General features: G+C 60.3%; 11 protein-coding genes. 6 read left to right on the top strand and 5 right to left on the bottom strand.

Annotated features, from left to right (window positions below; translation table 11 throughout):
- Positions 1–161: 161 nt before the first annotated feature.
- Positions 162–1,082, bottom strand: coding sequence for a choline ABC transporter substrate-binding protein (gene choX / locus Q6A48_RS07225; protein ID WP_304553006.1), 921 nt, complete (start codon positions 1,080–1,082; stop codon positions 162–164).
- A gap of 15 nt (positions 1,083–1,097) precedes the next feature.
- Positions 1,098–2,612 (bottom strand): choline-sulfatase, encoded by a 1,515-nt coding sequence (gene betC, locus Q6A48_RS07220; RefSeq protein WP_304553005.1) that lies wholly within the window; start codon positions 2,610–2,612, stop codon positions 1,098–1,100.
- A gap of 114 nt (positions 2,613–2,726) precedes the next feature.
- Between betC and Q6A48_RS07215 the strand changes: the two genes are divergently transcribed.
- Positions 2,727–3,677 carry a choline sulfate utilization transcriptional regulator gene (locus Q6A48_RS07215; RefSeq protein WP_304553003.1) on the top strand — a complete coding sequence of 317 codons (951 nt, stop codon included), beginning with the start codon at positions 2,727–2,729 and terminating at the stop codon, positions 3,675–3,677.
- Between the two features lie 11 nt (positions 3,678–3,688).
- On the opposite strand, the gene Q6A48_RS07210 is transcribed toward Q6A48_RS07215, so the two are convergent.
- Positions 3,689–4,348 carry an NAD(P)-dependent oxidoreductase gene (locus tag Q6A48_RS07210; RefSeq protein ID WP_304553002.1) on the bottom strand — a complete coding sequence of 220 codons (660 nt, stop codon included), beginning with the start codon at positions 4,346–4,348 and terminating at the stop codon, positions 3,689–3,691.
- A gap of 86 nt (positions 4,349–4,434) precedes the next feature.
- Between Q6A48_RS07210 and Q6A48_RS07205 the strand changes: the two genes are divergently transcribed.
- Entirely contained in the window at positions 4,435–4,761 is a 327-nt protein-coding gene (locus Q6A48_RS07205) for a DOPA 4,5-dioxygenase family protein (RefSeq protein WP_304553000.1), read from the top strand.
- 37 nt (positions 4,762–4,798) lie between these two features.
- On the opposite strand, the gene Q6A48_RS07200 is transcribed toward Q6A48_RS07205, so the two are convergent.
- Positions 4,799–5,305, bottom strand: coding sequence for a hypothetical protein (locus tag Q6A48_RS07200; protein WP_304552999.1), 507 nt, complete (start codon positions 5,303–5,305; stop codon positions 4,799–4,801).
- Positions 5,302–6,315 carry an ATP-binding protein gene (locus tag Q6A48_RS07195; RefSeq protein WP_304552998.1) on the bottom strand — a complete coding sequence of 338 codons (1,014 nt, stop codon included), beginning with the start codon at positions 6,313–6,315 and terminating at the stop codon, positions 5,302–5,304. Before Q6A48_RS07195 ends, Q6A48_RS07200 begins: the two co-directional genes overlap by 4 nt.
- A gap of 410 nt (positions 6,316–6,725) precedes the next feature.
- On the opposite strand from Q6A48_RS07195, the gene Q6A48_RS07190 reads away from it, so the two are divergent.
- From Q6A48_RS07190 to Q6A48_RS07175, 4 genes are all read left to right on the top strand, one after another.
- A complete protein-coding gene (locus tag Q6A48_RS07190) occupies positions 6,726–8,033 on the top strand; it encodes a CitMHS family transporter (protein ID WP_304552997.1) in 1,308 nt (435 codons plus the stop codon).
- Between the two features lie 75 nt (positions 8,034–8,108).
- Positions 8,109–8,876, top strand: coding sequence for a TerC family protein (locus Q6A48_RS07185; RefSeq protein ID WP_304552996.1), 768 nt, complete (start codon positions 8,109–8,111; stop codon positions 8,874–8,876).
- 344 nt (positions 8,877–9,220) lie between these two features.
- Entirely contained in the window at positions 9,221–10,879 is a 1,659-nt protein-coding gene (locus Q6A48_RS07180; RefSeq protein WP_304552994.1) for a Na/Pi cotransporter family protein, read from the top strand.
- A gap of 58 nt (positions 10,880–10,937) precedes the next feature.
- On the top strand, positions 10,938–12,329 hold the full coding sequence (locus Q6A48_RS07175; RefSeq protein WP_304552993.1) for a M16 family metallopeptidase: 1,392 nt from the start codon (positions 10,938–10,940) through the stop codon (positions 12,327–12,329).
- Positions 12,330–12,404 lie beyond the last annotated feature (75 nt).

Genomic DNA, 12,404 nt, shown 5'->3' with positions numbered 1-12,404 from the left:
TTATCCCCGTTGGGTCGCGAAGCGACCCCAAAAACCGATCGCAACAGGCCTGACATACCGGGGCGCCGCATTAGGGTTGCTCCGCAACCCGGCGGGGATAAATCCCCTCGCCACAACCTTTTGCTCCGCGTGACTTAAGTGCACGCGGAGCACATCGACCATCAGAGCTTGGCCTTCACCGCCGCCAACGCATCCTTGCCGTCCACGGTCTTTACCCCATCCAGCCATTTATCCAGCACGGCCGGGTTGGCCTTGATCCAGGCCTTGGCCGCGTCGGCGTTGCTGACCTTGTTGTTGACCACCTCGGCCATGATGCTGTTTTCCATGTCCTGGGTGAAACTCAGGTTGGTCAGCAACTTGCCAACGTTCGGGCAGGCCTGTGCATAACCCTTGCGGGTCAGCGTGTAGACGCTGCCGGTGTCGCCGAAGTACTTCTCGCCGCCCTTGAGGTAGTGCATTTTCAGTTGCACGTTCATCGGGTGCGGGGTCCAGCCCAGGAAGGTCACGAACTTCTGTTTCTTCACGGCCCGGGAGACCTCCGCCAACATCGCCTGCTCGCTGGACTCCACCAGTTTCCAATCGCCCATGCCGAAATCGTTGGTCTTGATGATTTCCTTCAGGGACAGGTTCGCCGGGGCGCCCGAGCCGATGCCGTAGATCTTCTTGTCGAACTTGTCGGCGAACTTGTTCAGGTCGGCAAAGTTATGCACACCGGCATCCCAGACATAGTCCGGCACCGCCAGGGTGAATTCGGTCCCGTCCAGGTTCTTGGCCAACTGCGTGACATCGCCGGTGGCGACGAATTTGTCGTAGAAGCCCTGTTGCGCCGGCATCCAGTTACCGAGGAATACGTCGACCTGGCCGTCCTTGAGGCCGCCAAACGTGATCGGCACCGCGAGGGTATCGACCTTGGCCTTGTAGCCCATGCCGTCCAGCAAAAAACCGGCGATGGCGTTGGTCGCCGCGATGTCGCTCCAGCCCGGGTCGGCCATCTTCACGGTGTCGCAGCTTTGCTCGGCCCATGCCGACGCACTGCTCAATGCCAACAGCCCGGCGGCCAGTACTGTGGATAACTTTTGCATGTGCTTCCCCTTACGTTATTGGTTTTGGCAGGGTTGTGGATAACGGGCCTTGCGCTCCAGGTCATCAAGGTCGATGTGGTTACGCATGTACTGCTGGCTGGCATCGACCAGCGGCTGGTGATCCCAGCTCTTGAGTTTGCCCAGGGTCAGCGCCTGGGCGACAAACCGGCGGCGTCGCTGGCTGGCGAGCACCTGTTGGTGAATGACAGGGATGTTCCACTTGGCCCGCGCTTCGGCGAGAAAATCGGCGAACAGGCGCTGATGCTCCGGCGACTGGCTGAGATCCTCCAGCTCCTTGGGGTCGTTGTGGACATCGAACAGCAGGCACGGGTCGTCCTCGCTGTAGATGAATTTCCAGGGGCCGCGACGAATCATCATTAACGGGCTGATGGTGCCTTCGGCCATGTATTCACCGAAGACTTCATCATGCCCACCCTGCCCTTGCAGGTGCGGCACCAACGAGCGCCCGTCCAGGGGCAATCCCGGTTCCAGCGTGCCGCCGGCCAGTTCCACCAGAGTGGGCAGCAAGTCAGCGGTGGACACCGCCGCCTTCACCCGCCCGCTGGCAAATTGTCCCGGAGCGCTGATCAACAGCGGCACCCGCGCGGCCATTTCGTACCAATGCATTTTGTACCAGAGGCCTTTTTCCCCAAGCATGTCGCCATGATCGCCGGAGAAGACAATGATGGTATCGTCGAGCAAGCCGGTGTCTTCGAGGGTTTGCAGGAGTTTCCCGACGTTGCTGTCAATGTAGCTGCACGCGCCGAAGTAGGCCCGGCGTGCGTCGCGAATCTTATCCACAGGCAGCGGCTTGCCCCACAAGTCATACACCTTCAGCAGGCGCTGCGAATGCGGGTCCAGCGCCGTCTGCGCCGGGGTAAGCGGCAGTGGGATGTCGTTATCGTCGTACAGGTCCCAGAACGCCTTGGGAATCGTGTACGGGTCGTGGGGATGGGTCATGGACACGGTGAGGCAGAACGGCTGGTCGCCGTCCTCGCGAATGTGGTCGAACAGGTATTGCTGGGCCTTGAACACCACCTCTTCGTCGAAATCCAGCTGGTTGGTGCGCACGCAAGGGCCGGCCTGCAACACCGACGACATGTTGTGGTACCAGCTCGGCCGCACATCCGGCTCGTCCCAGTTCACGGCCCAACCGTAGTCGGCCGGGTAAATGTCGCTGGTCAGCCGTTCTTCGTAGCCATGCAACTGGTCCGGCCCGCAGAAGTGCATCTTGCCAGACAACGCCGTACGGTAGCCGAGACGGCGCAGGTAATGGGCGTACGTGGGCACGTCCGCCGGGAAATCCGCGGCGTTGTCGTAGGCGCCGATCTTGCTGGGCAACTGGCCGCTCACCAGGGTGAAACGCGACGGCGCGCAGAGCGGGCTGTTGCAGTACGCCGCATCGAACACCACGCCCTCGGCGGCCAGGCGCGAAAGGTGGGGCAGCTTGATCGGCGAAGGACCGTAGATCGGCAACATTCGCGCGGCCATCTGATCGGCCATGATGAAAAGAATGTTCTTGCGCTTCATGTATTCCCGGCATTCCATAGTGAGCAGTTATGCGACATTGCTGCGATTGAGCATGTAGCCCCCGGGTTTTCGGGTAAAGCCCACGTAGGATAATGACTAGGATAAGCACAGCTTATGTATGACGCCTTGGGTGACCTGTCCCTGGAACTGTTCCGCGCCTTTGAAGCCGCGGCCCGCCAGCAAAGCTTCACGGCGGCAGCAATTGAACTGGGCACCACGCAGCCAGCCATCAGCCAGCAGATCAAGCGCCTGGAAGAACAACTGGGCACGCGGCTGTTCGATCGCATCTACCGCGGCATCGAGCTGACCGAAGCCGGGTCGATTCTATTCGAGCAGGTCCAGGCCGGTTTGCAGAGCATCGATGCGGGCCTCAGCGCCATCACCGCCCAACACCAGCATGAGGTGTTGCAAGTGGCGACGGACTTCGCCTTCGCCGCTTATTGGCTGATGCCGCGATTGCACCGGTTTCACGCCGCCAATCCACAGATCGACGTCAGCCTGGTCACCGGCGAACGCAACCACGCCATGCTCCGCACCGATATTGACGTTGCCGTACTGTTCGGCGACGGTCGCTTCAAACAGGGCGAAAGTCGCTGGCTTTTCAGCGAAGAAGTCTTTCCGGTATGCAGCCCGCTGCTGCTCAAGGAGCGACCGACGCCTCTGTCGGCGCAAGCCCTGGCGGAATTGCCATTGCTGCACCTGCGCGCCGGCAACGGCAGCAACTGGTTTGACTGGAACGGCGTATTTCGCGAACTGGGCATCACGTCCCCTCCGGCCCCCGGGCAGTTGCGCTTCGACAACTACACGCTGTTGATCCAGGCGGCCATCGGTGGCCAGGGTGTGGCCATCGGCTGGCGGCACCTTGTGGATAACTTACTGGCCCAAGGCCTTTTGTGTCGGCCGATTGCCGAAACCGTGTTGTCGCGATTGGGCTATTACGTGGTCTTGCCCCAGCGCAAACGGCGTGGGGCATTGATCAGGTTGTTCGTCGACTGGTTGATGGAAGAACAGGCCAACAGCGCCGAATCATTGACCGGGCTGCCGCTGCCTTCCATCGCCGTTTGAGTGCACCGCGTCTAGGAGGCGGCGATGAAACTCACGTGCTGGCCGACGTGCAGGTTCAAGCGCAGCTCATCGGCGATACCGACCGCCACCCGGTTCAGCCGCTCCAGGGCGTCGGCCAGGCCCGGTTCCAGGCTGGTGCTGACCTGGCTGAAGTGCTCGATGCTCAAGCCCGGCGCGGCATAGGGCGAGTTGATCAGGGTCCATTGCAAGGTGCTGTTCTGCAGGGCGTCGAGCACTTCTTCGGCAGCGTGGCGTTGCAGGTCGTCCTCGGCCTGCTCCTCGTCGAGCACGGCGAAATCCCCCACCAGGAACAGCCGGGGGATATTCACCGCTTCCATTCCGGCAATCAGTGCGTCCACCGCCAACACTTGTTCGACGGGGCCGGGGATGAGGTTGCGTTCCACTTGCTCGCTGTTCATCGGCAAGCCGGGCGCGTTCAGCAGGCAGATGACGGCGCTGGCGCCAGCTACGCTTTGCTTGACCCGCTCGGGGTCGAACAGATCACCCGGCTTGGTCCTCAGGCCCGGCCGTGGCGCCAGGGCGGTGAGGTCGTCGAGAATGGCGATCACTTCGTGCTGGCGGCGCAGCATTTCAGCCATCAATGCACTGCCGAGGCTGCTCATGGCACCATAGAGCACCACCTTGATCACCGGGGTTTCTGCATTTTTCATGGCTTGTGTTCCTTTTTTGTTCCACGTGTAAGGCCTCTGACCCGCGACAAACGGCTGGGGTTCGGCCTCTTTTCGAGGAGTGACAGATGCAACGCATCAAGGGCTACCACGCCCACGTGTATTTCGACGCCAATACCCTCGACCAGGCGCGGGCGCTGTGCGAGGAAGCGGCGCAGTTGTTTCCGTTGAAAATGGGCCGCGTCCACCAGCGCCCGGTGGGTCCGCATCCGGACTGGAGCTGCCAGTTGTCATTCGATCCGCAGTACATCGGCGTGGTCTTGCCGTGGCTGGCGCTCTACCGCAAGGGCCTGGTGATTTTCCTGCACCCCAATACCGGCGATGAGCTGGCCGACCACACGGACCATGCGATCTGGATGGGGGCCATGCGGCCGCTAGACCTTTCGGTGTTCTAAGTTAATCGAACAGCTATTCCATTCTGATCTGGATCGCTCAGAGAATCAGCTTCAGTTCGCGCGCTTTGTCATCGTTGATGACGCTAATGGAGCCCGGCTTGAAGCCCATGGTTTTAACCAGTGAGTTCATCTCTTTAGCTAGGGCATTTTGCAACGGAGGCAACCACTCTTTGCGGAAACCGTTGATGATAAGTATGCATCTGAAGATACAGGCACCGAGGTCCAATTCTAAAAAGCGGGTGGGTAATATATCGGCCGCTTGCTGGTGGCGCTTCAAACAAGAGGCAAAGGTCAGTTGAACGGAGTTAGTTAGTTTTTGCCGTATTTCTTCGATGTAGCTTTCAAACACCCTTGGGGCACTCGACTTGGCTTCGATCACCCAGACTTCCTCCGTCCCGCTCGGCCCCGGACGTAAGAGCACGAACTCTGCGATCATCAAGCCTTGCCCTAGACTTTTATAAAGCGGACTCTGCTCAATCGGGAAGACATCGCCTATGGCATAAGGCCCAAAACTCATCCCTGACTCAACGAAAGAAATACTCATCCCAGAGTCAACTCCACTTCCTCTTCGTAAAGCCGGATCGACTCATCGATGATCGGGTTGTCGGGCATTCCGGATAGCAAGTCATCGGCCGCCCACTCTTTCTGGATGAAGGACAGGACCGGCACGGACATATGGTTTTTTTGTGCCGCGATATACAACGCCTTCACTACAAAATACGAATGGCTGGCAATAAAAAATTGAATACCGCTGTCTGCCAGAGACACGATGATGCCAATCAGCTGAGAGATGGCGACGGGATGAAGCGCAGACTCAGGCTCGTCAATGAAGACAACTGAGTCCTTTGACAGATAACGATTGCCCAGCAACGTGTCGAGAATGGCAATTTTCTTCACGCCTTCGGCGGTGGCACCAATCGGAAATTTTTGGTTGCCCTTCTTGAACTGCCAGCGGTTGGTCTTGCTATCGAATTCAACTTTGCCGTCGAACATGTTTTCCAAGCTGCCCCTAGCCCTCGCAAAATGCGCATGATTTTTACCTTTGGTCGGAGCCATGCGCAGCGCTTTAGCCAAGTCGTAATAGGTATCGTCGAAGCCGAACTCCTTATCCAAATCACGGCTTTTCAAAATGATATTTTGAAGAGAAAGAACTTCCTTGGGCGGCAGGAAGATGGAATTACTTTCTTGAGGGAGTATGTGATTTTCCAAGGAGGTTATGTTTTTGGTGGTGTCTCTGCCAAAGCTGTAGCGAAACTCCCGGGAATCGAATTTTATTTTACTAATAAGCGGACCATCGGCATTTTTTGCGACCAAATCCCCAATTTTGTCTGCCTGGAAAGTCCAGTAGAGCTTATCAGCCAGTATCTCAGCCGCTGATCGTTGATCATTTCCGCGCTGATACTCCTCAAGCGTTCGCATGCTGCAATACAAGGCTTTGAGCAGAAACGTCTTGCCGCTGCTGTTGGCGCCGATGATCAGGTTGATGTTTGAAAGCTTGCCCCAGCGTATGTGATGCAGCGGGCCGAAATTGTCTAATTCAACACTATTGAGCATTGGCAGAAGCTCCGTTTAAAACTCGCAATTGATGGCAAGCCTACCATTGTGGCTACCCTGGATACAGCGACGAACGAGAGCCCACATGATATTCAGAATTCGCCGATAGGACTGGCCCTTGAAGCTACCAGTCGGACTGTAGATATCTCGTCCCCCTGCGTCAGACCTTTCGGTTGCGAAAGCTGGCTGAAAGCTTGCGCGATTAGGATCGCCTCACTACCGGCAAAAGACCGGTGGCCGACAATGGCTTTCGTAGCCGGTCCGGCCCCTCTACAACAACAATGGTGATTCTGATGTCCGCAACTACCTGTCCCGCCGCGCCCACTCCATTCGTCCGCCCCGAGCCCCGCATCCTGCGCTGACCTGTCCGGTTCGCCTTTGCCCGCCGCGCCACGCCTGGAGTATTTCCTATGCTGACTTTCCTTGGCTTTGCCATGGTCATCACGTTCATGTTCCTGATCATGACCAAGCGCCTGTCCGCGCTGATCGCCCTGATCATCATCCCGATCCTGTTCGCCCTGTTCGGTGGCTTCGCCCCGAAAATCGGCCCGATGATGCTCGAAGGCATCACCAAGCTCGCCCCGACCGGGGTGATGCTGATGTTCGCAATTCTCTATTTTGCCCTGATGATCGACTCCGGCCTGTTCGACCCGGCCGTGCGCAAGATCCTCAAGCTGGTCAAGGGCGACCCGTTGAAAGTTTCGGTCGGCACCGCCGTTCTGGCGCTCGTCGTTTCCCTCGATGGGGACGGCGCGACCACTTACATGATCTGCGTGGCGGCGATGCTGCCGCTGTACAGCCGCATCGGCATGAGCCCCCGGATCATGGCTGGCCTGATCATCCTCGCCGGCGGCGTGATGAACATGACCCCCTGGGGCGGCCCGACGGCCCGTGCGGCCAGTGCGCTGCACGTGGACCCGTCCGACATCTTCGTCCCGATGATTCCGGCGATGGCGTTCGGCGTGGTGGCTATCCTGCTGATTGCCTATATGTACGGCAAACGCGAACGTGCTCGCCTGGGTGAATTGCACCTGGCCGGCGATGAAATCGACCACAGCGAAATCAGCGTTTCCCAGTTCCCGGACGCCCGCCGTCCGAAGCTGATCTGGTTCAACGGCGCGCTGACCCTGGCCCTGATGTGCACCTTGATTGCTGGCCTGTTGCCGCTGCCCGTGCTGTTCATGGTGGCTTTCAGTATCGCGATGATCGTCAACTACCCTTGCCTGCAACAGCAGAAGGATCGCGTCGCGGCCCACGCCGGCAGCGTATTGGCGGTGGTCGGGCTGATCTTCGCCGCCGGTATCTTTACCGGCATCCTGTCCGGGACCGGCATGGTCGACGCCATGTCCAAGAGCCTGCTGGCGGTGATTCCGGACTTCCTCGGCCCGTACCTGGCGGTGATCACCGCCCTGGCGAGCATGCCGTTCACCTTCTTCATGTCGAACGATGCATTTTATTACGGGGTGTTACCAGTTCTTGCCGAAGCGGCCAGCCATTACGGCATCAGCGCCGTGGAAATGGCCCGTGCCTCGATCGTCGGCCAGCCCGTCCACCTGCTGAGCCCGCTGGTTCCGTCCACTTACCTGCTGGTGGCCCTGGCCGGTATCGAATTCGGTGATCACCAGCGCTTCACCCTGAAGTGGGCAGTGCTGGTATGCCTGTGCATAATGGTTGCCGCCTTGCTGATGGGGATCTTTCCGCTGTTCAGCACTCTATAAAAGCATTGCCCCCCGTGCGGCGCCTCCAGGTCACTGGAGGCGCCGCACGGCCTAACACACGCTAAAGGAACTCACATGGAATGGCTGACCAACCCGGAAATCTGGGTTGCCTTCTTTACCCTGACCGCCCTGGAAATCGTCCTGGGCATCGACAACATCATCATGATCTCGATCCTGGTCAGCCGCATGCCCAAGCACATGCAGGCGCGCACCCGGATCTTCGGCCTGGCGCTGGCCATGGTCACGCGGATCCTGTTGCTGCTGTCCATCACGTGGGTGATGCGCCTGACCGCCGATCTGTTCGAAGTGTTCGGCCAGGGTATCTCCGGTCGCGACCTGATCCTGTTCTTCGGTGGCCTGTTCCTGCTGTGGAAAAGCTCCCAGGAGATGTACCACGCGCTGGAAGGCGAAGATGAGTCCAGCGACGAGCCTTCGGGCAAGGGCGGCAACTTCCTCTACACCATCATCCAGATCGCGATCATCGACATCGTGTTCTCCCTGGACTCGGTCATCACCGCGGTCGGCATGGTCTCCCATGTGCCGGTGATGGTGGCGGCAATCATCGTCGCCGTCCTGGTGATGATGCTCGCCTCGGGCACCATCAGCGCGTTCATCGACAAGCACCCGTCGCTGAAGATGCTGGCGCTGTCGTTCCTCCTGGTGGTGGGTACCGTGCTGATCGCCGAGTCGTTCGACGTCCACGTGCCAAAGGGCTACGTGTACTTCGCCATGGCGTTCTCCCTGGCGGTGGAAGCCATCAACATCAAGATGCGCACGGCGATCGCTCGCAAGCGCAGCCAGCAGGACCCGGTGAAACTGCGCAAGGATGTCCCGGGCCAGTAAGGCTGGAAGCAGCGCATGAAGGGGCTTTCGGGCCCCTTTTTCATGCTTGCAAGAAGCAATCATGCCATTGAGCTGGAATGCAGGCCTGTGGGAGCGGGCTTGCTCGCGAAGGCGGCGGACCCGATGGCATTCATGTGACTGACCTACCGCTTTCGCGGGCAAGCCCGCTCCCACAGGATCGTCGTCATCTTGGATGAACGGTTTTTATGACGGTTTTGTTTCAATCGATTCTTTAGCTGTGCAATGCTGGCGCTCGAACCGTTCGCCAACTACAGCTTAAGTACAACAACGAACCATGTGGCATCGTCTATTGGTCCCTTTGGGACGCTGACAGGGGGCTCGTCATGCTGACCCTGCTGAATTTGCTTTCCGCCGTGGCCTTGCTGATCTGGGGCACGCACATCGTCCGTACCGGCATCCTGCGGGTGTACGGTTCGAACCTGCGCCATGTCATCGGCCAGAACATGTCCCGGCGCTCGTTGGCGTTCCTGGCCGGCATCATGGTCACCGCACTGGTGCAGAGCAGCAACGCCACGGCGATGCTCGTCACCTCCTTCGTCGGCCAAGGCCTGATGGCCCTGACGCCGGCCCTGGCCACCATGCTCGGCGCCGATGTCGGCACTGCCTTGATGGCGCGGGTGCTGACCCTGGACCTGTCATGGCTGTCGCCGCTGTTGATCTTCCTCGGGGTGATTTTCTTCCTCTCGCGCAAGCAGACCCGCGCCGGGCAAATGGGCCGGGTGGGGATCGGCCTGGGCCTGATCATCCTCGCCCTGCAACTGATCGTCGAAGCCGCCGCGCCCATCACCCACGCCCAGGGCGTGAAAGTGATCTTCGCCTCGTTGACCGGCGACATCCTGCTCGATGCGCTGGTGGGTGCATTGTTCGCGATGATTTCCTATTCCAGCCTGGCGGCCGTGCTGCTGACCGCGACCCTGGCCGGCGCCGCTGTGATCAGCCTGCCGGTGGCCATCGGTTTGGTGATCGGTGCCAACATCGGCAGCGGCGTCCTCGCATTCCTCAGCACCAGCATGCAGAACACGGCCGGGCGCCAGGTCGCGCTGGGCAGCCTGTTGTACAAGCTGATCGGCCTGCTGTTGATCATTCCGGTCCTCGATCCGCTGGTGGGATGGCTGGACCGCCTGGATTTCAGTCCCCAGGAAACGGTGATTGGCTTCCACCTGCTCTACAACACCGTGCGTTGCCTGGTGCTGCTGCCCAGCGTCGCGCCGATGGCCAGGCTCTGCGCCTGGCTGCTGCCGGAGCGCCCCGAAACCAATGGCACGGCCAAGCCCCGGCACCTGGATCCCACGGCTCTCGCCACGCCAAGCCTGGCCTTGGCGAATGCCGCCCGGGAAACCTTGCGCATCGGCGACCTGATCGAAAACATGCTCGAAGCCATGTTGGACGTGCTGCGTGGCCAGCAGACGGCGGTCACCCAGGACGTACGGCGCATGGGCGATGACGTCGAGGTGCTGTGCGGCGCCATCAAGTTGTACTTGGCGCAGATGCCCCGCGAAGATCTCAGCGAACAGGACAGCCGTCGCTGGGCGGAAATCATCGAGTTGGCGATCAACCTGAAACTGGCCAGCGACCTCATCGAACGCATGCTGCGCAAGGTCCAGCAACAGAAAACCTCGCAACGCCGCTCGTTTTCCGACGTGGGCCTGGAAGAGTTGGCCGGGCTGCACAGCCAACTGCTGGCCAACCTGCGGCTGGGCATGTCGGTGTTTCTCAGCGCGGACCGGGAAAGCGCTCGCCAGTTGTTGCGTGAGAAACGGCGCTTTCGCGCGCAGGAACGGCGAATGGCCCACGCCCACGTGAGCCGCCTGCAACGCAAGGTTTTGCAAAGCCTGGAAACCAGCGCCCTGCACCTGGAGCTGATCGCCGACATGCGCCGCCTGAACTCGCTGTTCTGCGGCAGTGCCTATGTGGTGTTGGAGACTGCCGAGATCGGCGCGCTGTCGGCGGATGAAATCTCGGACATCACCCATTCGCCTTGAACATCTGACGCATTGACCAGTCAGTAGGAGTGGACTGTCAGTCGCCAGGAAGCCGTTTATGCGTGGTCTGTTATTCGCCCTTTTCTTGCTCGGCGCCTTGCCTGCAGTTGCCCTGGACCGGTTTCAGGTCGAGGGCTACGCCTTGCCCAACGGGATGCAATTGCTGCTCAAGCCCGGGAGCGAGCGCGGGCACGTGGCGATTCGCCTGGTGGTCGGCGTGGGCCTGGACGATTTCAGCTGCGCCGATAAGGAGCTGCCACACCTGCTTGAGCATTTGCTGTTCAGCGGCGTCGACGAAACCGGCGAAGGCGGCCTGGAAGAGCGCATGCAGAGCCTGGGCGGCGAGTGGAATGCCTACACCAGCAACGCCGACACCACGTTTGTCATCGAGGCGCCGGCCAGCAACCAGCGCAAGGTCCTGGACCTGCTGTTGGCCCTGTTGACCCGCACCCGCATCGACGACAAGGCCCTTGAAGCGGCCAAGCGCGTGGTGGAGCGGGAGGACGGCGGCCATTACACCCACCTGCAACGCTGGCTCGATCACCAAGACCTGGGACACAAGGCCAGCAACCAATTGGCGGTGGAGCTGGGCCTGCGTTGCGCCGAACGGGCCGAGGTCGAGCACCTGACCCTCGCCCGCCTCGAACAGGTGCGCGAGGCCTGGTACGCACCGAACAACATGACGCTGATCGTGGTCGGCGATCTCGATCGTTTGTTGCCGGCCTACCTGGAACGCACCTTTGGCCAACTCGAACCGGTGGAGCCCAGCGAACATGAGCCGCTGCCGCAGATCCGCTACAGCGCGGTCACCAAGCGCAACCTGATCCGTGGCCTGGTGGGCAATGGCGCCAAGCTTCACTGGCTGTTCCCCGAACCGGTGCTGGACGAACAACATGACGAAACCTTCGACCTGCTCAAGGATTACCTGGACTGGGCGCTCTATCGCCAGCTGCGCCTGGCCCGCAGCCTGTCCTACGGCCCGTGGACGGAGCGCGAAGTGTTCGGCGGCGTGGGTTTCTTCAGCCTCAATGCGGACCTGGCCCGCGAGGACCTGCCACAAGCCGAGGCGGCGCTCGAAGAGCTGCGCCAGAACCTGCTCAAGGATGGCCTGGACCCCACCAGCTTCGTGCGCATCAAGCGCGCCGCCATCGCGCATCAGTCCTGGGCGGTCCAGGGCAACAGCGCCCTGGCCGATTACTACTGGGGCGCCCTGGGCGACTACGAAGACGGCCGCTTCGCCAACCCGGCATTGCGCCTGCAATCGGTGAGCCTGGAGCAGGCCAACCTGGCCCTGCGCGAATTGCTCAAGGACCCTGGCTACCTGCGCATCGAGAAGCCGTTGCTCAGTGATGATGAGTTGGTAGGGGGGGTGGCCGGTTTGCTGGGGTTGCTGCTGCTCGGACTGGTGGCGTGGCAAGTGCGCCGAAGGGCCCGACCGACCGAGGAATGATCCTTTGGCAGCCACAAGAGTGCTCGTCACATCGGTGCCTTGGCGATACCCTGTCAGGGATATTTCCTACGACTT

The organism is Pseudomonas citrullilanati, assembly GCF_030580855.1.
GTDB lineage: Bacteria > Pseudomonadota > Gammaproteobacteria > Pseudomonadales > Pseudomonadaceae > Aquipseudomonas > Aquipseudomonas citrulli.
This window is presented reverse-complemented; position numbering and strand designations above follow the sequence as displayed.